This is a genomic window from Saccharopolyspora sp. NPDC049426, assembly GCF_040676935.1.
In the GTDB taxonomy this organism is placed as follows: Bacteria; Actinomycetota; Actinomycetes; order Mycobacteriales; family Pseudonocardiaceae; genus Saccharopolyspora.
Map to the genome: position 1 here is coordinate 86,345 of NZ_JBFAPZ010000016.1, position 21,772 is coordinate 108,116.

Sequence of the window (21,772 nt, forward strand, 5' to 3'; positions counted from 1 at the left end):
CCCAACTTCACGGGAAAAGACGGGCGCACGGGATTGCCCGAACGGCCGCAAAATCCCGTTTTCCCAGTTCGCGCCGGGGATGCCCCCGGCGCGAACCCGGAACCGCGCTCGGTAGTGTCCATGCGTGCGAGATGATCAGCTCTCGCCGTCCCACGCGGACACATCTTCTTCCGGCCGCGTGATCGGCGGCAGGTACCGGCTGGACCGCACCATCGGCAAGGGCGGGATGGGCTACGTCTGGTCCGGGACGGACGAGGTCCTGGAGCGCCCGGTGGCGGTCAAGGAACTCCACCTGCCTGCCAACCTGCCCGAAGAAGGCGCCGATGAGCTGCGCGAACGAGCCCTGCGCGAAGCCCGGGCCATGGCCACCCTCAGCCACCCCAACACCGTGATGCTCTACGACGTGGTCCGCGAGGACGCCGCCGGTCCGTTCGTGGTCATGGAGCTGGTGCCGGGGCGGAGCCTGTCGGCGATCCTGAAGAAGCACCGCGCGCTCAACCACTACCAGCTGGCCGTCATGATCGACGGTGTGGCCGCGGCGCTGGACGCCGCTCACCGGGTCGGCATCGTGCACCGCGACGTCAAGCCGGGCAACGTGCTCCTCGGCCCGCGCGGGCAGGTCAAGCTCGCCGACTTCGGGCTCTCCCGCAACATCGCCGAGACCACCATGACCCGGTCCGAGATGCTGCTGGGCACGCCCGCGTACCTGCCCCCGGAGATCGCGCGCCGGGGCGCTCTCGATTCCCAGGCCGATCTGTGGAGCCTCGGCGCCACGCTCTACTCGGCCGCTGAGGGCCACCCGCCGTACGACAAGACCAATGACCCGCTGGTCATCATCAGTGCGATCGTGCACGGGCCGCTGCCCCGCCACCACCAGACCGGCCCGATCGGCGAGGTCCTCGGCGGGCTCCTGATCAAGGAGCCGGGTCGGCGGATGCCGCTGGTCGAGGTGCGCCGCAGACTGCACGAAATCGTCAGGTCCGCCGGTGACGAACCCTTCGAACCCCTGCTGGACCCCAGCTCGCCCGATGCGACCGAGCGCTTCCCCACCCCGGTGGCGGCCCCGGCGGCGGTGCCCCGCCCGCCAGCTCGGCCCGCCGACCGCCGCCAGTCGATCCCGCGCGTGACCCCGACGCCGCCGTCGACCCCCCGGCCGATGGCGGGCACCCCGCAGCCGTGGATCCCGCCGCAGCAGGTGCGAGCCGAACAACCGAACCTGTCCGCCCAGTCCGGCGCCTGGCAGGGTCAGCACGGACCCGGCCCCTCGCACCCGTCACCCGAGCAGCCCGCGTCCGAGCGCCGCGTCGGGCGGACCGCGATCATCGCGGGTGCGGTGACGCTGGTGCTGGTCGCGGGCGCGGCGGTGTTCGGTTATACGGTCGGCAACGAGGAAGAAGACCCCCAAGCGACCATCCAGCCAAGCCGCCCGGCCGGCAGTGCCTACGGTGTGCTGCAGGCCGAGTTCGCCGGTTGGACGGGCCGCTCGTTCGGCACCACCACCTACCAGGGCGTCACCTACGCCGGCCCCCTGCTGCCGGGCCACGTGCTGCGGTTCGACCAGGTGGATTTCGGGCCCGTGCCCGCCACCGAGGTCGCCGCGCGGTTCCGCACCTCGGTGCCGTCGTCGGCCAACGCGACGATCGCGGTCCGGTTGGCCAGCCCCAACGGCGAGCGGGTCGGCCAGATCAACGTAGCCGACCTCCACCACGACAACGCTTGGAAGACCGTGCCGGTGGAGCTGGAGCGCGGTGTGTCGGGCAAGCACACGGTCTACCTGGTCATCAGCTCGCAGGTCGGCGGCGAGGCGTTGCAGCTGGACTGGGTCCAGTTCCACCGCTGAACCCCGGACCGATACCCTGACCAGCGATGTTGGTGTTGACCGAGCAGGAGTGGCGCGAGCGCCAGACCGCCCACCGCGAGCGGGTGGCCCGGTGGACCTCGCCGCACCGGCGGCGTCAGCACCACCAGCGCAAGCATCCGGTGCTGGACTTCCTGTTCACCTACTACTCGTTCCGCCCGGCCCGCCTGGAGCGGTGGCAGCCCGGCGTCGACGTGGTGCTGGAGAACGGTCAGGAGTTCTTGTCCCGCAAGGGCTTCACCGAGGCGCCCGGCGGTGTCGCGCTGGACCCGGCGTCGCTGACCGACAAGCGGCGTGATTCGGCGGAGTTCATCCTCGGTCTGCTCAGCGCGACCGCGTCCCGTCCGGCCCGGCTGGGCTGCTTCGGACTGCACGAGTGGGCGATGGTCTACCGCACCGAGCCGGGCGACGTCCGGCACAGCGGCTGGCCGCTGCGGTTGGGGCACGACGGCACCGACGAGGTCGTGGAGTCGATGCCGATCAGCTGCACCCACCACGACGCGTTCCGGTTCTTCACCCCGCAGGCCCGCCCGCTCAACGAGCTGCAACCGTCCCGAGCCGACCAGGTGAGACTGGAGCAGCCGGGTTGCCTCCACGCGAACATGGATCTTTTCAAGTGGGCCTACAAGCTCGACCCGTTCGTGCCCGGCGAGCTCATCGCCGACTGCTTCGAGCTGGCGGTGCGGGTCCGGGAGCTGGACATGTGCGCCAGCCCGTACGACCTCTCCGAGCTCGGCTACGAGCCGGTGCCGATCGAGACCCCGCAGGGACGCGCCGACTACGCGCGGCGGCAGCGCGAGTTCGCCGAGGAAGCCGCGGGGCTGCGGCAACGGCTCATCGACACCTGCCGCGACATCCTGACCTGGGCAGCGCCGAGCCCGGTCTGACACGCCCTCCGCGGAAGGGGCTTCGGGTTCTCGCCTAGCGCTCCCCCGCCAGGGTGCCGACAGCGCCCGCCGGGGTTGCCCTGCTCCCGGGTGTCGGCGAGGACCGGCTCAGCGCCCAGGCCATGCCGACCACCACCGTCACGGCCGCGAGCGCCTGCGCGGCGACCGCGGCCGCCACCGGCTCGGCCGGTGATGTCAGCACCGCCACCAAGACCACCGCTCCCGCCAACCAGGACGCCGCCACCTTCCGGTGCCGACCGCGCGCGATCAGCGCCGCGTGCAGCACCTGCGCTCCCATCAGCAGCACCGTGCTGCCGACCAGGCAGACCGAGGTCAGCGTCGACAGGGGAACCCGCGTTCCGAACAACTCTCGCAAAGCCCAACCGCCGAGGCCGGCAACGCCCAGGAACCCGGCTGCTCCGAACGCCAGCGCCACCGCCATGCCGTTCCTGACCGTCGCCCGGAACCGGTGCCGTTGCGCGCGCGCCTGAGCATCGGTCAGCGCGGTCAGCAGGAACGCCTGCACCGGCGAGAACACGAACAGCGGCATCCTCGCCAGCAGCAGTCCGGCGGCGAAAGCCGCAGCCAGCGCGGCATCGTGCAGCCGCGTCGTCACGATCACGACCGAGAGGTTGGCGATCACGTACGTCAGCAGCGTCGCCACCGCCAGCGACGGCAACCCGCCGGACGCGCTCGGACGCGAAACGCTTTGCACAGCAGCATCCCCAGGACCCGGGTGCACGAGCGGACGCCTCCGCCTCACCGCGCACAGCGCGCCGCCGAGCGCGCTGCACCCGGTCCCGGCCGCGAACGTGGCCGCGTACCACGTCACCGGAACCGGACCCGTGACCCACGCGGAACCGACGAACACGAGCCGTCCGATCCCCTCCGCACCCAATGACGCTGCGTAGCCACCGAAATCGTCCAGACCAGCGAGCACCCCGCGCACCAGCGACATCATCGCGGTGAGCGCGGTGTTGACCGCGGCCACGACGAGCAGCCCGCTGTGGCCCGCCAGCGCGTCGTCGACCAGCAGCGGCGCGCACGCCACGAGTGCGAGCAGTCCCGCGGCGAGCAACCCCGCACCGCGAATCGCCGTCCACACCACGGCTTCTCGCACCGACCGCCCCAGCGCGACCGCGTGCGCGGTGCGGCGACTCACCTCCTGCTCCAGGGCGAGGAAGACACCCGGGCCGAGGATGTTGATGACCATGTACAACGTGGACACCGCCGCCGCCTCGGGCGGGGCGAACAGATGTCCCGCCGACGCGACGAACGCGTAGCCCGCCGCTCCGACCAGAACGGTTCCCACCGCGAGCGCCACTGCCCCTGACTGCTCACCTCCGGTCACGGAGTCGCACGCTACGCGTGCGAGCACACCCCCGCAGAACGCACGAGCCCCGCCCCGGTTCCGATGTCCCCAAAGGACGAGCGTTCGAGAATCTGCCCGGCCGTTAGGAGCATCACGTGTTTGAGTGGTGTGCCACCTCCCGGTTTGCGACTCGCGCTCGGGGCCACCCACGCTCGCAGGTATCAGGCCGCAGCGGGTGGCCTCAGGCGCCTGGGATCGAAATCGTTTTCGTCATTCAGGAGGCAACTTGTGCGCGCTTTGGTGACAGGCGGGGCCGGTTTCATCGGCTCGCACCTCGTGGATCAGCTCGTTCGTGACGGTCATGAGGTGTGCGTGGTCGACGACCTCAGCCGAGGAAGCGCCGACAACCTGGCCGCATCGCTCGACAGCGAAAACCTGAGCCTTCATCGCGTCGACGTCTGCTCTCCCGAAGTCGTTGCCCTGGCTGGACAACATCGCCCGGAGGTCGTGTACCACCTCGCCGCGCAGATCGACGTGCGCGCGAGCGTCGCCGACCCGCTCGCCGACGCTCGCGCCAACGTCCTGGGCGTCGTCAACGTCGGCGAGGCGGCCCGGTTGTCGGGCGCCCGCAAGGTGGTCTACGCCACCTCCGGCGGCTCCATCTACGGGCACGCCGAGACCATTCCTACGGACGAATCCGAACCCGTTCAACCGTTCTCGCCGTACGCGGCGTCGAAGTTCGCGGGCGAGACCTACTTCGACACCTACCGGCGGCTGCACGGCTTGGAGTGCACGCACCTGGCGATGGCCAACGTGTACGGTCCCCGCCAGCTCTCGCTCGGCGAGGCCGGAGTGGTGGCCGTATTCGCCGGTGCGATGCTCGACGGCGCGCCGACCGCGATCTACGGCGACGGCCGCAACACCCGCGACTACGTGCACGTCCACGACGTCATCGCCGCGTTCATCGCCGCCTCAGGAGAGCGGGGATCGGGCAAGCGCTACAACGTCAGCACCGGAGTGCCGACCTCCGACCGGGAACTGCACTCCATCGTCGCCGCGGCGACCGGTGCTCCCGACGAACCGGCGTTCCTGCCCGCGCGGCAGGGAGACGTGCGGGATTCCGTGCTCGACTGGTCCCTCATCGGCCGTGAACTCGGTTGGAAACCGCAGATCGACCTCGTCACCGGCATCGGCAGCGTCGTGGAGCACCTGCTGTCGCAGCGCGACATCCCGCTTCCAGGACCCCGACACCGCCGATGCGACGACGTCTCACGAGAAGCTTCAGGAGGTCCGATCGCGCTCTTCGTCGAGGGCGACCGCGCGCGCCAGCCGCGAGAACCGCACCCGTAGTTCCTTGAACCGCAGGTAGGTGTTGAGCGAGAAGAACGCGAACGCCGTCACAAGCCCGTACAGCAGCAGGTCCGAGCCCCGGCCAACGCCGACGGCGGCGGCCAGCACCGTCAGCATGTCCGGGCGCAGCACGGCGAACACGCCGAACGCCAGGAACATGATGAAACCGATTCGGACAGCGGCGGTCACGTACGTCGTGCCGTGGTGCCGGAGGAAGAACACCAGCAGTGCCGTCACGGCGGTGACCAGTATCACCTGAATTGTCATCTGATGTGCTCCGTCTTGGTCCGCACCACCGTCTCGAACGCGATGTTGACCGCGTTGAGCAGTGACTGTCCCTTCGCCATGGAATAGGCGGTGTACCGAATGGTCACCGGGCTCTCGGCAACCCGCCAGCCAAGACGCCGGATCATGCCGATGATCTCGGAGGCGTGACCCATGCCGTCGCAGGTGATCTCCATCGTGTCGGCGACCGATCGGTTGAACGCCCGCAACCCGTTGTGCGCGTCGGAGAGCTGCAGGCGTCGCAAGCTCGGACTGCACCGCACCACCGTGCGGAGGACCACTCGTTTGAGGATCGGAACGGACGCTGCGCCGTCGCCGAAACGAGTGCCGATGACGATGTCTCGATCACCGACTGCCAGCTCGTCGAGCAACCGGAGGGCGTCGGACACCTGGTGCTGACCGTCGGCGTCGAAGGTCAAGAACCACCGGGCACCCGGCCGCGTTCGCGCGAACTCGACCCCGGTCTGCAGCGCGGCGCCCTGCCCGAGGTTCACCGGATGACGCACCACCACGGCCCCGGCCTCGCGTGCCCGAGCGGCCGAATCGTCGGCGCTGCCGTCGTCGACGCACACCACGTTCGGGAACGCCTGCTTGAGCTCGGTGACCACCTCGTGGATGACCGTCGCCTCGTTGTACATCGGGATGATCACCCAGATGTCGTCCCGTGCAGTCATCGCGTTCCCCTCCGTCCGTCGGGCGTCGGCGCCGACGAATCCAGGTTGGAGTTCTCCGAGCAGGAGGACAGCGCGAACAAGGCCAGTTCACCCTGCCGTTCGACCAGTCGAAAACCGGGTATTCGTCCCGGATCGCGCACACCGGGGTAGTCGTCGACCCTAGGGTCGGTCGGCCAGAAGTGCACCTCGCCCACGAGCAGGTAGCGCACTCCCAGCTTCGCCGCGATCCGGCACGCGCGCGCGTCGGATGCGGCGAAGACGAGGTTCTGGGCGAGGTAGTTCTGCTCGGCGGTCTGCTTCCGGCCGTCCAGCTGTCCGAACAGGACGCGACGGCCCTGCAGCGGCCACAGCAGCGCGCTGCCGTCCCACGGGTTGTTGGCGACCACGGCGTCCGGTTCGATGCGGTCGCGGATCCGCGCGAAGAACTCCGCCTCGTCCGGGCTGACCATGTTGGTCGCCGGGGCGTCCTCGGCGGCGAACGTGCTGTGCACCAGCGTCGCGGAGCGGCCCAGGTGCATGCCCTTCGTGGCGCCCGCGATGATCGCCGCGATCAGCAGCGTGGTCGCGCCGACCGGCACCGCGACCCGGAGGTCGATCCGCTCCCGGAGCCACTCGGCGATCGCGACCGTGCCCAGCGCCGCCAGCGGTACCCCGGTCATCGGCAGCATCGCCGCGATCCGCCACGAGTCGCTGTACCAGAAGCCGGTCAGCAGCATCGTCCACGGCGACTGGATCGACGCGGCCATCACGAACAGCGCCGCCGACACTGCGTGGGCCGCCGCCAGCCACCGCAACCCGGGCTCGCGGAGCGACCGCACGATCCCGACCAGGACCACCGCCGCCAGCAGCCACTCCGCTCGGCGTCCGTGGGTGGCGTGCAGCAGCACCTCGCCGACGGCTCCGGCCGCGGTGGTGGTGGGTGCCCACCACACGGCCGCGACTTCCCGCATCAGCGGCGTCATGCGCAACCCGGCCAGCAACGCCACCGGCACGACCACCGCCGCGGCCACGGTCCACCCCGCACGACCGACGCGGCCGTCCGCGACGTGCTCGCCCGCCCGCTGCGCGGTCGTCACCAGGATCAGGACCGAGGCCAGCACCGCCAGGAACACCACCGTGTTCGGGTGCGCGAACGCCATCCCCACGAGCGTCACGGCGAGCAGCACGAGCGCGCGAGGCCGACCCACGACGTCGTCGACCGCTCGGCCCATCACCGCCAGCACCAGTCCCAGCGCCACGGGAACGAGGCTCATCCCCAGCAGGTTCGGCCACAGCACACCCCACTTGAGCAGGCCCCACGGAAACGCGGTGAACCCGACCGAGTAGAGCCCGGTGACGGCCAACGTCCCCGGCCTCGGGCCGAACACCTGGCGCGCCAAGAAGACGCACGCCACCGGCCACACCAGCACGGCGATCACCCCGGCGACCGCGTTCGCCCCGGCCGGGATCGCTCCACCGACGGTGGCGAGCACCAGCGCGGTGAGATCGTGCCACGCGGCCGGGTAGAACCGGGGCGGTGCCCCCGGAACGTCCAGCGCGCCCAACGTCAGCGACGACCCGTCTCCGGAGTCCCGGATCGCGGCGAGAGCGGTGTAGTGGAACACCGCGTCGAAGCTCTGCGACAACGCCGCCGGGGTTCGCAACGCCAGCACGAGCGCGACCCCGCCCAGCAGGGCTCCGGCCAGCACGCCACCGGCAGCGCAGGCCCGCACCGATCCCGGGTCACGCGCAGGGCGTCCGCCGACCAGCCCGTTCACCGCCATCGCGAGCAGCGTCGCGAGCGCGACCGCGCCCAGTGCCACGACGGGCGACCACCGCACCGACGCGGCCCCGGCCGCCACTGCGGCCATCGACAGGGTCGTCACCGCCAGAGCCGGAGCCGCGGCCCACGCCGCGCATCCCCGCAGTCCCATCGCCGAGGCGATCGGCAACCCCGCCAGCAACGTCCACACCACCGCCGTCGCCCAGAGCGGAACCTCGTGCGACCACGCATCGGCCATCGTCACCTCGTCGAGCCCACGACGACGGGAAGGCGTCCGGCCGGCGGGACCGCGTCGAGCGCGCGAATCGCGTTCAGGTCCACCGAGTACACCGCGACCGTGCCGCTGCGGAACGCCGGACGGACCTCGGGCAGCGCTTCGAGGTTCAGCAGTCCAGGTGCCAGCCCGTATGACTGTCCGGAAACCCAGTTCTCGGGCGCTCCCGCCGAACTGATCTTCGGGGTCTCCGTGTCCACGTAGATCCAGGCGATGTCGAAATCGATCAGGGCGCGCCGCACGTCGCGGTCGGTTCGATACCGGTTGAAGTCCTCCAGCAGCGCGTAGCTCGGCGGCCACGTGGCCGCGCCCAGCGTCAGCACGTTCACCACCGGCACGCCACCGAGGACGTAGAGGTAGGTCGACCCGTCGTTGGCGGAGTTCAGCACGCGCTGGCCGGGCAGCACGCGGGGAGCGAGCCACCGGATCGCGGCGAGGTCGTCCGGCGACACCCGCACGTACGGAGTCGGATTGCTGAACCGGCTGGCCACCGTGGACTGGCCGGTGCGCAAGTATCCCGGCAGAACGGCCACGCCGTAGGTCACCGCCAGCACCGTCACCAGCCCGACCGCGGCCCACCGCCCCGCCGCGGGGCGCAGCGACGGCAGCCGAGGCAGCCGCCGCGCCACTGCCGCGCCCGCGAACACGACGCCCAACGCCGCGATGACAGGCACGAACAGGTTCAGGTGGCTGGAGATCCGAAACGTCGCGTTGTAGAAGTAGCGGGTGATCCCGGCCTCCCAGCCGCGACCGGGGCTGACGTACATGGCCACGACGACGATCGCCCACGCGCCCCAGGTCGTGATCAACCCCCACGGCCCTCCCCTGACCAGGATGGCCACCAGTCCCGCCAGCAACAGCAGCATCACCGCGAACTGCCCGGCGCCCAACGGCACCGTGTCACCCGGGAACCCGTCGTAGGGGACCGCGAAGACCCGTCCCACAGCCTGCGTCAGCGTCTCAGCAGGTTTTTCCGACGGGAACGAGGTCACGGTCGTGCTCTGCGACAGCACCGCGGCGAGTCCCGGCAGCGACATCACCCCCGCCACCACGACCGCCGCCCCCACCGCGCGCACCCGGTCCTTGGCGAAAACCGCTCCGCCCCGGGTGAACAGCTCCCCCGCGCACCAGGCCACCAGGCTCACACCCACCGTCACGCCGGCGCTCGGGTGCACCGCCACGGCGCCCGCGCACGCGAGCCCGGCCGCCAGCACCGGGCCGGCTGCCAGCGGCATCGTCACGAGGGCGGCCAGGATGCCCGGCGTCATCGCCAGGGCGGTCGCGTTCGGCAGCATCCCGCCGACGTGGTTGAGCAGGAACATGGGCTGCTGCAGGCCGATCGCCACCACAGCGGCCATTCCTCCGGCGAGCATCGCGATTCCGAAGCTCATTCGCGCTCGTCGGGCCGCCAGCACGCCCAGTGTCGCCACCGACACCGGCCACACCACCGCGCAGACCACGATGGACACCGCGTTCAACCCGACCACGGCATCCCCGGCGAACCGGGCCACGACCGCCGAGAGCAGGTGCAGCCCCGCCGGATACGGCTGAGCGGGTGCTCCGGTGAGCAGGTCGGCCGGGAGCAGCTGCCAGGGAGCGCCCCGCCCGGTGCGTTCGATGAAGGCCGTCAACGTCGTGTGCACGACCATGTCGTGCTCCTGCGGCAGGGTGCGGAGCGAACCCATGCCCGCCAACCACGACCGCACGCCTGCCGCGATCGCGCCCGCGACGAGCACGACGCCGCACGCCGCTCCGGCCACCTCGACCGGCCGACGCCGCGGTCCGGTCAACGGCTTGCGAGGACTCCGCCACCGCACCCCCACCCCGACCAGCGCCACCAGCCCGACGACCAGGCCGAGCGGACCCGGTCCGAACGGGACGCCGATCAGCGCGCAGCCCATCGCCGTCAGCGATGCGATCCCCAACGAAATCGGCGGCGCCACCCCGGCGAACCAGCTCACCTGTCTCACCCGGGCCGCCAGCAGCACGATCGCGCCGGGGACGAACCACACCGACGTCGCAACCGCGAGCACCCACAAGGTCTTCACCGTGTCCCACCTGCGTTGGCTGCGCCCGCCGGGTCACTCCCGGCGGCGTACGTCGCACTCACCGCAATCGCTGACGGCTCTGATCACGGCACAGGCAAGCTAAACCAGAGCCGTCGTGATCGCAGTCCCAGAACCGGTGCCCGGACGAGTGATCGAGCGTTCGCGCGCACCCCGCTTCAAAACTAGCGTCGCCACGAAGCAGCCGCGCAGACATGTCCGTTCACTACTCAAAAGAGGGTATCGATGGCCAAGACGCTGGCCGATCGCTCCGCACCGGCACGCTCACTCCGCACGACGCTGAGGCACCGATCGGCTTGGGGACCGATCCTCTCCGTCGGCTGCGGCACCGCGTTGATCGCCGTGCACGCGCGCGCCTACGGTTCCTGGCTCATCGACGACGCGGCCATCACGTTCGCCTACGCGCGAAACCTCGCGAGCGGAGCGGGGCTCGTGCTCCAGCCGGGCGCGATGCCGGTCGAGGGCTATTCCAACCCGACGTGGCTGGTGCTGCTGACCCTCGGCCGGGTACTGGGCCTGTTCGATTCCGGGACCCTCTTCGGGGTTCCCGACTACGTCGCCTTTCCGAAGCTGCTGGCGCTCGGCTGCTGCGCGGGCGTGCTCGTCTGCTGCTACGTCGCCGCCCGGCCGCTGACCTCCCGGGCCGCGTGGGCTCCGCTGGTCGCGGGCGCGGTCCTCGCGGCGCTGCCGTCGTTCGTGATCTGGAGCTTCTCCGGTCTGGAGAACCCGCTGTACGCGCTCATCACCGCGGCGCTGGCGACGCTGCTGCTGCGAGCGAGTCTCGCCGGAACGCTGCTGCACCCGCGCATCGCCGCAGCGTCGGGAGCGCTGGCTCTGCTGGCCGCGATGACGCGACCCGACGGCGCGCTGCTCGCCGCCGCGTTCCCCCTGCTCGCCGTCTGGTGCGCGCGCAGCGCGGCGATACGCGCGATCTTGATCTCCTGCGCGTCTTTCATCATCCCCTTCGGACTCCTCCTCTCCTGGCGTTTCGTCCACTTCGGACTTCTGGTGCCCAACACCGCCGTCGCCAAGGGAGGGATCGCGCTCGGCGCGCCTCAACTGGACCGGCTGCGCGAGCTCCTCTCCTACCCCGGATGGCCGGCCACCATCGCCCTCCTGATCGGCGTGATCGCGCTGGGGCGTCGTCGCGACCACCGCGCCGCACTTCCCGCGCTGCTGATCCCGCTGGCCCTCGCGGTCCTCGCCTACACCCTGCTGCCGGAGGACTGGATGAGCCAGTACCGCTTCGCCACCCCGGTCTGGACGCTCGCCGCGCTGACCACGGCGCTGGTCGTCACAGCCGGCCTCGCCGGTCAACGCAGCCGGTGGCGCGCACTGGTGCTGGTCGTCGTGCTCGCCGGACTCGTCGGCGCACCGCAGCTGCATCGCGATGCCACGGCGTTTCGCGCCGCTCCCGATGTACCGCTCTGCTCGATCGCCGAACGCTACGGTCACGTGCCCGACCGCTACGCCGATCTCCTCGGCCTGCGCAGCGGAACCCTGCTCGTCCCCGACGTCGGCGGCACGGCGCTGACCGGCCGGCTCCGCATCGTCGACCTCGCCGGGCTCACCGATGCCGCGATCGCCGAGCACCACCACCGCGGCGACATGCGCGGACTGCGCGACCACGTCTTCGACCGCGCACGCCCGACGATCATCCACGCGCACGGGCACTGGAGCGCGGCCACCGGCGTCCTCGGCGATCCGCGGCTGGCCCGCGACTACGTGCTCGTCCACGCGGACCAAGCCCTGGCTCCCAACCAGGACTGGATTCGCCGGGAGGCCATTGCGGATCCCGCGCTGCTCCCGGCTCTGCGCGCCGACGCCGGGCGCCACATCGACGAGATCAACCACCGCGATGCCACCGTCCCGACCCGTGATTGCGGACCCGTGCTCCGGGTCGGCCGCTGACGCCCTCCCTTCACCGGGAGGGGTGGTGTCAGCGCGGCTCAGGTTCGGCGCGGCCCCTGGTCAGCACCGCGAACACCACGACCGCCGAGACCGACAGCACGCCCATCACCAGGCCCATCGGGACCGCGGTGTCCGAGCCTGCGATGCCGACCAGCGGGGAGACCAGACCGCCGATCATGAACTGCAGCACGCCCAGCAGCGCCGAGGCGCTCCCGGCCGTCTCGCGGTGCCCGGACAGGGCGAGGGCGGTGGCGTTCGGGAACACCAGGCCGATGCTGGCCACCGTCACGAACAAGGCAGGGAGCAGTGCGAGCAGCCCCAGGCCGAGCACCGTCGACACGGCCACGGAAATACCGCCGAGGGCGTTGCAGCTCAGCCCGATCGCCAGCAACCTCCGCGAGTCGACCTTGCCGACCAGAAGCCCGTTGATCTGGCCCATCGTCACGATGCCGATCGAGTTCACGCCGAAGACCACGCTGAACATCTGCGGCGAGAGGTGGTGGACGTCCTGCAGCACGAACGACGAACCGGAGATGTAGGCGAACATGGCGGCGAAGGCCAGCGCCGCCGACAGCGCGAAACCGGTGAACTTCCGGTCGCGCAGCAGTCCGCCGAAGGTGCGCAGGGTCTGCGGCAGGCTGCCAGGACGCCGCCGCTCGGGCGGCAACGTCTCGGGCAGGGCCAGCAAGGCTGCGACCAGCAGCGCGGCACCGATCGCGCACAGCGTCACGAACACCCCGCGCCACGAGGTGACCCGCAGCAGCTGTCCTCCCAGCACCGGCGCGAGCACCGGGACCACACCGTTGACCAGCATCAGCAGGGAGAAGAACTTCGCCAGCGCGACGCCTGAGAACAGGTCGCGCACCACGGCTCGGGCGATCACGATGCCGGCCGCTCCGCCGAAGCCCTGCACCAGCCGCAGCGCGGCCAGCGCGTAGGCGGAGGGCGCGAGCGCGCAGGCCAGCGAGGCGAGGGCGAAGACGACGACACCGATCAGCAGCGGGCGGCGTCGACCGTAGGTGTCCGACAGCGGACCCATCACCAGCTGCCCCAGCGCGAGCCCGATCGTGCAAGCCATCAGCGACAGCTGCACCTGGGAGGCGCCCGCGTGCAGCTCGCCGGAGATGGCCGGCAGGGCGGGGAGGTACATGTCCATCGACAGCGGCCCGAACGCCGACATCCCGCCCAGGATCAGCGCGTACTTCCCGCGCGACTGCTCTGACATCCACCCTCGATCGTTCGCACCGCGAATCAGTTCGGCTCAACGGTAACCCGCGGCGCAGCGCCCTCGCGATGAGTCGTTCATCGCACCAGGCGGCGGTTTTGGTCCGAACCGACCGGACGAAAAGGACTCGATCATGAACGGTTCGGACCAGAACGGCCGGTGCCCGTGCTCACCGGCCCCAGAGCGGCCCTTGCCAGGTGGAGGTGGCGCGCAGGTCGCGCTTGAGGAGCTTGCCGCCGGGGTTGCGCGGCAGCGGCCGCTCGCTGACGTGCAGGAACTGGGGGATCTTGAAGTCCGCCAGGTGTTCCCCGAGGTGAGCCAGCAGCCGTTCGGCGTCGAAGGTGTCGTCGGCGACGATGACCGCGCCGACCTTCTCCCCCATCACGTCGTCCGGCACGCCGACGACCGCCGCCTCCACCACGCCCGGCGCGGCTGCCAGGGCGTTCTCGACCTCCACGGAGTAGACGTTCTCGCCGCCCCGGTTGATCACGTCCTTGGCCCGGTCGACGACGTAGACCAACCCGGCGTCATCGACGCGGGCGAGATCACCGGTGCGCAGCCAGCCGTCGACGAACGTCGACGCCGTGGCCTCGGGCTTGTTCCAGTAACCGGCGACGACGTTGGGCCCGCGGATCAGCAGTTCGCCCACGCCCGTGACCGGGTCGGGCTCGTCCACCGCCACGTCGACCACCGGCGCCGGGAACCCGACGGAGTCGGCGTGGGCGACCGCGTGCTCGTGCGGCAGGAACGTCGAGATCGACGAGGTCTCGGTCAGCCCGAAGCCGTTGCCCACCCGCGCCCGCGGGAACGCCGCTTTGATGCGCTCGACCAGCGCGGGGGCCATGGGAGCGCCGCCGTAGGAGACGTGCTCGACCGAGGACGTGTCGAACTCCGCGAAGTCCGGTTGCTTGAGCGCGAGCGCGTAGATCGCGGGCACCGTGGTGAACAGGTTGATCCGCTCCTCGGCGATGATCCGCAGGAACTGGCGCACGTCGAAGGACGGCATCACCACGGTCGATCCGCCGTAGGAGAGCTGCAGCAGCAGCTGCGTGTTGCAACCGGTGACGTGGAACAGCGGAACGGACACGAGATTGCGCGTCCGCCAGCCGTTCTCGACGTCGATGCCCTTCACCCGGCACACGTTCTCCACATTGGACAGGAAGTTCTCGTGGGTGGTCATCGCCCCCTTGGGGCGCCCGGTGGTGCCGCTGGTGTAGAAGATCGCCGCCACCTCGTCGCGGGCGAGGTCGTCGACGGCGAAGGGCGCTCCATCCGGCGGCGGTGCGCCGGGGTGGAAGGTGAACGCCGCGCCGGAATCGGCCAGCACGTAGTCGACCTCGGGCTTGGCGAAGCGGGTGTTGACCGGTACCGCGATCGCGCCGGCCAGCTGCGTGCCGAGGAACGCCAGCACCCAGTCGACGCCGGCGGGAAGCAGGTTGGCCACGCGGTCGCCGCGGGAGATCCCGGCCGCGCGCAGCCCGCCGGCGATCCGGGCGGCCCCGTCCCACAGCTCTCGGTAGGTCAGGCGGCCACCGCCGACCTCCACCAGCGCTTCGCGGTCGCCGAACCGCTCGACCGCGCCTCGCAGCATGTCCACCAGCGACTCGGCCAGCCCGGTGTAGCGGGCGATGCCTCGTTCGTCGCGTTCGATGCCGGACCTGTCGAACATCGCCTGACCTCCCCGTCGCGCGGACCGTGATCACGGTCACTCGCCGGATGGCGGGGGTCAAGCGGTCACGGCACTCGGAACCCGAACGGAAGTTCCAGCCGGTGCGCGGCGAGCAGCTCCTCGTCGGCGAGCAGGTCGGCGGTGGAGCCGTCCGCGACCACCCGGCCGTCGTCGATGATCACGCTGCGCGGGCACAGCTGCAGGGCGTAGGGCAGGTCGTGGGTGACCATCAGCGTCGTGCCGCCCACGGCGAGCAGCACCTCCGCCAGTTCGCGGCGCGCGACCGGTTCCAGGTTCGCCGAGGGTTCGTCGAGCACCAGCAGTTCCGGGCGGCACGCCAGCACGGCGGCCAGCGCGACGCGTTTGCGCTGGCCACCTGACAGGTGCAGCGGTGAGCGGTGGGCGTGCTCGGTCATCCCGACCGCGTCGAGGGCGTCCTGGACGCGCTGTTCGAGCTCGGCGCCGCGCGCCCCGAAGTTGGCCGGTCCGAACGCGACGTCCTCCCGGACGGTGGGCATGAACAGCTGGTCGTCGGGGTCCTGAAAGAGCAGGCCGACGCGGCGGCGGATCTCCTTGAGGTGCCGGGCCTCCACCGGCATCCCACCCACGGAGATGCTGCCCGCCGTGGGCCGCAGCACGCCGTTGAGGTGCAGGGTCAGCGTCGTCTTGCCCGCGCCGTTGGGGCCGAGCACGGCAACCCGCTCGCCCGGCTCGACGCGCAGGTCGACGTGGTGCAGCGCGCGATGCCCGTCGGGGTAGGCGTGCGCCAGACCGGTGATCTCCAGCGCGGGTGCGGTCACCGCTTCGCGGAGCCCGGCGGGCTGCTCGGTCACGCGGTCCACAGCGACACCCCCAGTACGACGGCCGCTGCGGCGGGCGCGGCCAGGCCCGTGCTCCAGGTCTTCCACGAGGTGCGGCGAGCCGGTTCCAGCTCGGGCATCTCGCCTTCCCAGCCGCGCGAGACCATCGCCAGGTGCACGCGCTCGCCGCGCTCGTAGGAGCGGATGAACAGGCTGCCGACGCCGCGCGCGGTCGCCCCGACCTGCCACAGGAACCTCGGGTCGTGACCCCGGGAGATCCGCGCGATGCGCATCCGGCCGGCTTCGGCGACGATCACCTCGGCGTACCGCAGCATCAGGGTGATGATGGTGATCACCAGCTTCGGCGCGCGCAGCCGTTGCAGGCCGAGCACGATCTCGCGAGGCGCGGTGGTGGCCGCCAGCAGCAGCGAGGTCCCGAGCCCGAGCGTGCCCTTGACCATGATGTTGAACCCGGCCAGCAGTCCTTCGGTGGACAGCGCGACGCCGGCGACCTCCGTGCTCGGGCCGCCCGCGGTGAACGGCAGCAGCAGCGCCAGCACCACGAACGGCACCTCGATCAGCAGTCGCGCGGCCAGCCAGCGCGGCGGGATGCGCGCGACGGCGGCCAGCGCGGCGAGCAGCAGAGCGTAGCCGCCGAAGGCCCAGAAGATCTCGCGCGGTGTGGCCACCACGCACAGCACCAGCAGGAACGCGGCGGTGATCTTCACCTGCGGGTCGAGCCGGTGCACCGCCGTGTCACCGGGCAGGTGCAGGGCGTCGGCGTGGCCGGTGCCCACCTACGCCTCCTCTGATCCGGAGCGGCGACGCAGTCCCCAGAACAGCCCGCCCGCCGCGAGGAGGGTCACCACCGCGCCGATGACCCCGGCGACACCGGTGAACCTCTCGTCACCCCCGACGGCGTAGTCGGCCAGCGGGCCGTCGGCCAGGGCGTGGTCACCGGCGTGCTGGGCGATGCAGTTGCCCTCCAAGGACTCGCCGCGCTCGGTCTGCACTACCGAGCAGCCCTGCTGGGTGACGGCGTCGAGACCGTCGGCATCGGAGTCGGCGAAGTAGGCGACACCCCCGGCGACGGCGAGCACGACCAGGGCGAAGATCAGCAGAAAGCGCTTCATCGGGCGACCTCCTCGCGCCGGGCACCGCGCAACAGGTGGACCAGGTCCGGCCGGGCCTTGGCGACGGCGCCGACCGTGGCGGCGGTGATCAGACCCTCGCCGAGCCCGATCAGGCAGTGCACGCCGATCATCGCCACCGAGACCGTCGCCAGGCCGAACCCGGCGGCGCCGCCGATGGCGTACTCGACGAGGAACCCGCACGAGGCGGCCACGGTGTTGACCCACGCCGCGATGAACGCGGTGGCCAGCAGACCGGCCCGGCTGCGGGTGGCCAGCTTCCGCAGCGCCAGCGCCACCAGGTAACCGACGGCGGTGCCGATCAACGCCATGTTCGTGATGTTCGCGCCGAGCATCGTCAGGCCGCCGTCGGCGAACAGCAGCGACTGGACGACCAGCACGATCGCCACGCACAGCGCCCCGACCCACGGGCCGGCCAGGATCGCGGCCAGCGCACCGCCGAGCAGGTGCCCGCTCACGCCCGGCAGCACCGGAAAGTTGATCATCTGCGCGGCGAAGACGAACGCCGCGACCAGCCCCGCCATCGGGGCCGTGCGGTCGTCCAGGTCGGCCCTCGCGCGCACCAGCGCCACCGCCAGGCCGGCTATCGCCACGACGGCGAACAGGACCGCCGTGCGGGCGTCGAGCAGCCCGTCGCTCATGTGCATGGCGAGCGTCGTGGTCGGCACTGAGCTCCCTCTCCTGCGAACCGGTGTTCCCCGGTGGAACAACCGCCGGTCAAGGGTAGTTGCCGATCACCCGCTATCACCAGGTCCTGGCAAGAGGTACTCGTCGCAATCAGGCCGAAAAAAGCCGTCGACCCGGGTGCACCACCCGGGTCGACGGCTCAAGAGCGCGTTCTGAGGTTGTGCGAGCGGCGCAGCCGCGAGGGCCGCCCTCGCAACCCGCGCCGCCGCGGGTTCTCAGACGTCGTCTGGGGAGGACGCCGCGACGCCAGACCGCACGGCGACGCGGAACGAACCTCTGAGGTCAGTCCCGCACGGCCAGCGCCAGTTCGCCGTTGCTGTCCTTCTCGGCATCCAGGGTCTTGTCGCCCAAGAGCTCCGAGACCTCCTTCTCCAGGAAGATCCGGACGCCGTTCTCCTCGATCACCTCGTCGCCCTCCTGGGGTTCCTCGGCGATCGACGCCTGCAGCCCCTGCCCGGCCGGCGCGATGCGCAAGCCCGAGCTGGCCGGAGAGTCGCCGCCGACGAGGACGAGCTTGATGACCTCGACGGCGCTCTCACTGATGGTGAGCATGGTGCTCAACTCCTCTCGGAGCCGGTCGGTTGAAGGGGCCACCGTGTCATCGTCGCGACCGGACGCGCAAACCGACCCGCCGACTCAGCTCTGGTACGCCGCCAACGGTGGGCAGGAGCAGACGAGGTTGCGGTCGCCCTTGGCTCCGTCGATGCGCCGGACCGGCGGGAACACCTTGATCGCGTCCGTGCCCATGGGGTAGGCCGCCTCCTCGCGGGAGTAGGCGTGGACCCACTCCTTGGCGAGGCTGGCCGCCGTGTGCGGAGCACCGACCAGCGGGTTGTCGTCGGCGGGCCACTGACCTGCGACGACCTTGTCGATCTCGGCGCGGATGGCGATCATCGCCTCGCAGAAGCGGTCCAGCTCGGCGAGGTTCTCGCTCTCGGTCGGTTCGACCATCAGCGTGCCCGCGACCGGGAACGACATCGTCGGCGCGTGGATGCCGTAGTCGGCGAGGCGCTTGGCGACGTCGTCGACGGTGATGCCGCTGGTCTTGCTGATCTGCCGCAGGTCCAGGATGCACTCGTGGGCGACGAGGCCGCCCGCACCCGTGTAGAGCACCGGGAAGTACTCGCTCAGCCGCCGCGCCACGTAGTTGGCGGCGGCCACGGCGGTCAGGGTCGCGCGGCGCAGGCCGTCGGCGCCCATCATCCGCACGTAGGCCCACGAGATCGGCAGGATCGAGGCGCTGCCCCACGGGGCGGCGCTGATCGGGCCGACACCGGTGGCCGGACCGGCGGCGGGCTGCAGCGGGTGGTTGGGCAGGAACGGCGACAGGTGCTCGCGGACGCCGATCGGGCCGACGCCCGGACCGCCACCGCCGTGCGGGATGCAGAAGGTCTTGTGCAGGTTCAGGTGCGAGACGTCGGAGCCGAACTTGCCCATCCGGGCCAGGCCGATCAGCGCGTTGAGGTTCGCGCCGTCGACGTAGACCTGGCCGCCCGCGTCGTGCACCAGCCCGCAGACCTCGCGCACGGTGTCCTCGTAGACGCCGTGGGTGGACGGGTAGGTGATCATGATCGCGGCGAGGTCCTGGGCGTGCTCGCCGACGAGCTCGCGCAGGTGGTCCATCTCGATGTTGCCCTGCTCGTCGCAGCGGACCACGACCACCCGCATCCCGGCCATCACGGCGCTGGCGGCGTTGGTGCCGTGCGCGCTCGCAGGGATCAGGCACACCTCGCGCTCGGCCTCACCACGGCTGTGGTGGTAGGCGCGGATGGCCAGCAGGCCCGCGAACTCGCCCTGGCTGCCCGCGTTGGGCTGCAGGCTCACCGCGTCGTAGCCGGTGACCTCGGCGAGCCATTCCTGCAGGTCGGAGACCACCTTGAGCAGGCCCTCGGCGTCCTGCGCGGGCGCGAAGGGGTGCAGCGAGGAGAACTCCGGCCAGGTGATCGGCTCCATCTCCGCCGTCGCGTTGAGCTTCATCGTGCACGAGCCCAGCGGGATCATGCTGCGGTCCAGCGCGATGTCCTTGTCCGACAGCTGCCGCAGGTAGCGCAGCAGCGAGGTCTCGGAGCGGTGCGTGTGGAAGACCGGGTGCGTCAGGTACTCCGAGGTGCGGGCCAGCGCGCCCGGCAGCGCGTCCTCGGTCTCGACGTCGAGCTGTTCGACGTCACCGGCGGTCACGCCGAAGGCCTCCCACACCGCGGCCAGGTGGGCACGGGTGGTGGTCTCGTCGCAGCTGATGCCCACGTGGTCGGAGTCCACGCGGCGCAGGTTCACCCCGCCGCGGCGCGCGGCCGCCAGGACCTCGTCGGCCTTGCCGGGGACCTTGGCGACCACGGTGTCGAAGAACTCGTCGTGCACGACCTCGACACCACCGCGGCGCAGCTGCTCGGCGAGCACGCCGGCCATCCGGTGCGCGCGGGTCGCGATCGCCTTGAGCCCGTCCGGACCGTGGTAGACCGCGTACATCGAGGCGACCACGGCGAGCAGCACCTGCGCGGTGCAGATGTTGCTGGTGGCCTTCTCACGACGGATGTGCTGCTCGCGGGTCTGCAGCGCGAGCCGGTACGCCTGGTTGCCCTCGACGTCGACGCTCACGCCCACCAGGCGGCCCGGAAGCTGCCGCTCCAGGCCCTTGGCCACGGCCATGAACCCGGCGTGCGGACCGCCGAAGCCCATCGGCACGCCGAAGCGCTGGGTGCTTCCCACCACCACGTCGGCACCGATCTCGCCGGGCGCGCGCAGCAGGGTCAGCGCCAGCAGGTCGGTGGCCACCACGACCTTCGCGCCCCGCTCGTGGAGCGCGGCGATCAGGGCCTCCTGGTCGCGCACCGCGCCGGAGGCACCCGGGTAGGACAGCAGCGCGCCGAAGAACTCGCCCTCGGGCAGTTCACCGGAGGTCAGGTCGGCGACCACGACCTCGATGCCCAGCGGCTCGGCGCGGGTCTCGATGACCGCGATGGTCTGCGGCAGCGTGTCGGCGTCGACCAGGAAGCGCGGCGACTTGGACTTGCCCGCGCGGCGCACCAGGGTCATGCCCTCGGCCGCGGCGGTGGCCTCGTCGAGCATCGAGGAGTTGGAGACGGGCACGCCGGTCAGGTCAGCGACCATCGTCTGGAAGTTCAGCAGCGCCTCCAGCCGGCCCTGCGAGATCTCCGGCTGGTAGGGCGTGTAGGCGGTGTACCAGGCAGGGCTCTCCAGCACGTTGCGCAGGATCACCGGCGGGGTGACCGTGCCGTAGTAGCCCAGGCCGATCATCTCGGTGTGCGGGGTGCAGCGACCGGCGAGGTCGCGCAGCTCCGCCAGCGCCTCGGTCTCGGTGGCCGGTTCCGGCAGCGACAGCTGCAGGTCGCCCTCGCGGATGGTGTCCGGGACGGCCTTCTGCCCCAGTTCTTCCAGGGAGCCGACGCCGATGACGTCGAGCATGCGGGCCAGCTCGGCGGGCATCGGGCCGACGTGGCGGTCAGCGAACGGCCTGCCGTGCTCCAGCGCGGCCAGAGGGATGCGGTCGTGCGTCGCGTCGGTCATCGCCAAAACCTCAATCATCGCGGCGAACAAAGGGCGGCAGCGGATGCTGCTCTCCCCCTCTGTCCCCGTTCGCGAAGCGAACGCCTGAGAGCTTCACCCGGCGGACCGGGCTTGCACCGTCGGCGGGGCCCACCAGTAGGTGTGCCCGCTTTCCAGAGGTATCTCGCCCGTGCGGTCCAGGTGGCCTGAGAGGTTGTCGGGGAGAGTTGCTCCTTCGGCGCCGGTCCTGGTCAGGGCCGGACTCTCCCGCACGGGGTCGGCGATGGCGCTCAGAGTACCCGATCAACAGCGTCTATCAGACCATCAATGTCGCCTACCGCACAGATGGCGGGCACC

17 protein-coding genes and 1 riboswitch are annotated in these 21,772 nt (G+C 71.0%); of the genes, 4 read left to right on the plus strand and 13 right to left on the minus strand.

Going from position 1 to position 21,772, the window contains the following annotated elements; genetic code table 11:
• The first annotated feature begins 124 nt into the window (after positions 1-124).
• Positions 125-1,840: a protein kinase gene (locus AB0J78_RS28590; RefSeq protein ID WP_363794318.1), complete on the plus strand. Its 1,716-nt coding sequence runs from the start codon at positions 125-127 to the stop codon at positions 1,838-1,840.
• Between the two features lie 26 nt (positions 1,841-1,866).
• Entirely contained in the window at positions 1,867-2,745 is an 879-nt protein-coding gene (locus AB0J78_RS28595; RefSeq protein ID WP_363794320.1) for a 3-methyladenine DNA glycosylase, read from the plus strand.
• Between the two features lie 34 nt (positions 2,746-2,779).
• Here AB0J78_RS28595 and AB0J78_RS28600 read toward each other — a convergent pair whose 3' ends face one another.
• Positions 2,780-4,096 carry a hypothetical protein gene (locus AB0J78_RS28600; protein ID WP_363794322.1) on the minus strand — a complete coding sequence of 439 codons (1,317 nt, stop codon included), beginning with the start codon at positions 4,094-4,096 and terminating at the stop codon, positions 2,780-2,782.
• Positions 4,097-4,345: 249 nt separating this feature from the next.
• On the opposite strand from AB0J78_RS28600, the gene AB0J78_RS28605 reads away from it, so the two are divergent.
• Positions 4,346-5,407, plus strand: coding sequence for an NAD-dependent epimerase/dehydratase family protein (locus AB0J78_RS28605; protein ID WP_363794324.1), 1,062 nt, complete (start codon positions 4,346-4,348; stop codon positions 5,405-5,407).
• Here AB0J78_RS28605 and AB0J78_RS28610 read toward each other — a convergent pair.
• From AB0J78_RS28610 to AB0J78_RS28625, 4 genes are read right to left on the minus strand one after another with little or no spacing between them, the layout of a single operon-like run.
• Positions 5,339-5,674: a DUF2304 domain-containing protein gene (locus AB0J78_RS28610; protein ID WP_363794326.1), complete on the minus strand. Its 336-nt coding sequence runs from the start codon at positions 5,672-5,674 to the stop codon at positions 5,339-5,341. The genes AB0J78_RS28605 and AB0J78_RS28610 overlap by 69 nt on opposite strands.
• Entirely contained in the window at positions 5,671-6,366 is a 696-nt protein-coding gene (locus AB0J78_RS28615; RefSeq protein ID WP_363794328.1) for a glycosyltransferase family 2 protein, read from the minus strand. Before AB0J78_RS28615 ends, AB0J78_RS28610 begins: the two co-directional genes overlap by 4 nt.
• Entirely contained in the window at positions 6,363-8,366 is a 2,004-nt protein-coding gene (locus tag AB0J78_RS28620; protein WP_363794330.1) for a DUF6541 family protein, read from the minus strand. Before AB0J78_RS28620 ends, AB0J78_RS28615 begins: the two co-directional genes overlap by 4 nt.
• Before the next feature lie 2 nt (positions 8,367-8,368).
• A complete protein-coding gene (locus tag AB0J78_RS28625; protein ID WP_363794332.1) occupies positions 8,369-10,450 on the minus strand; it encodes a DUF6541 family protein in 2,082 nt (693 codons plus the stop codon).
• Between the two features lie 243 nt (positions 10,451-10,693).
• On the opposite strand from AB0J78_RS28625, the gene AB0J78_RS28630 reads away from it, so the two are divergent.
• Positions 10,694-12,379, plus strand: a complete 1,686-nt coding sequence (locus AB0J78_RS28630; protein WP_363794334.1) for a hypothetical protein — start codon at positions 10,694-10,696, stop codon at positions 12,377-12,379.
• Between the two features lie 28 nt (positions 12,380-12,407).
• Here AB0J78_RS28630 and AB0J78_RS28635 read toward each other — a convergent pair whose 3' ends face one another.
• The 8 genes from AB0J78_RS28635 to gcvP form a co-directional block, all read right to left on the minus strand.
• Positions 12,408-13,604: a Bcr/CflA family multidrug efflux MFS transporter gene (locus AB0J78_RS28635; RefSeq protein WP_363794336.1), complete on the minus strand. Its 1,197-nt coding sequence runs from the start codon at positions 13,602-13,604 to the stop codon at positions 12,408-12,410.
• A gap of 169 nt (positions 13,605-13,773) precedes the next feature.
• On the minus strand, positions 13,774-15,273 hold the full coding sequence (locus AB0J78_RS28640) for an AMP-binding protein (protein ID WP_363794338.1): 1,500 nt from the start codon (positions 15,271-15,273) through the stop codon (positions 13,774-13,776).
• A 65-nt stretch (positions 15,274-15,338) separates the two neighbouring features.
• Positions 15,339-16,115, minus strand: coding sequence for an ABC transporter ATP-binding protein (locus tag AB0J78_RS28645; protein ID WP_363794340.1), 777 nt, complete (start codon positions 16,113-16,115; stop codon positions 15,339-15,341).
• A complete protein-coding gene (cbiQ, locus tag AB0J78_RS28650; protein ID WP_363794342.1) occupies positions 16,103-16,870 on the minus strand; it encodes a cobalt ECF transporter T component CbiQ in 768 nt (255 codons plus the stop codon). Before cbiQ ends, AB0J78_RS28645 begins: the two co-directional genes overlap by 13 nt.
• On the minus strand, positions 16,871-17,206 hold the full coding sequence (locus AB0J78_RS28655) for a PDGLE domain-containing protein (protein WP_363794344.1): 336 nt from the start codon (positions 17,204-17,206) through the stop codon (positions 16,871-16,873).
• Positions 17,203-17,892 carry an energy-coupling factor ABC transporter permease gene (locus tag AB0J78_RS28660; protein WP_363794346.1) on the minus strand — a complete coding sequence of 230 codons (690 nt, stop codon included), beginning with the start codon at positions 17,890-17,892 and terminating at the stop codon, positions 17,203-17,205. Before AB0J78_RS28660 ends, AB0J78_RS28655 begins: the two co-directional genes overlap by 4 nt.
• Positions 17,893-18,193: 301 nt before the next feature.
• Entirely contained in the window at positions 18,194-18,463 is a 270-nt protein-coding gene (locus tag AB0J78_RS28665) for a HesB/YadR/YfhF-family protein (RefSeq protein ID WP_125089038.1), read from the minus strand.
• A gap of 84 nt (positions 18,464-18,547) precedes the next feature.
• Positions 18,548-21,436: an aminomethyl-transferring glycine dehydrogenase gene (gene gcvP / locus AB0J78_RS28670; RefSeq protein WP_363794348.1), complete on the minus strand. Its 2,889-nt coding sequence runs from the start codon at positions 21,434-21,436 to the stop codon at positions 18,548-18,550.
• Positions 21,437-21,598: 162 nt separating this feature from the next.
• A riboswitch (glycine riboswitch) is annotated at positions 21,599-21,695 on the minus strand.
• Positions 21,696-21,772: the final 77 nt, after the last annotated feature.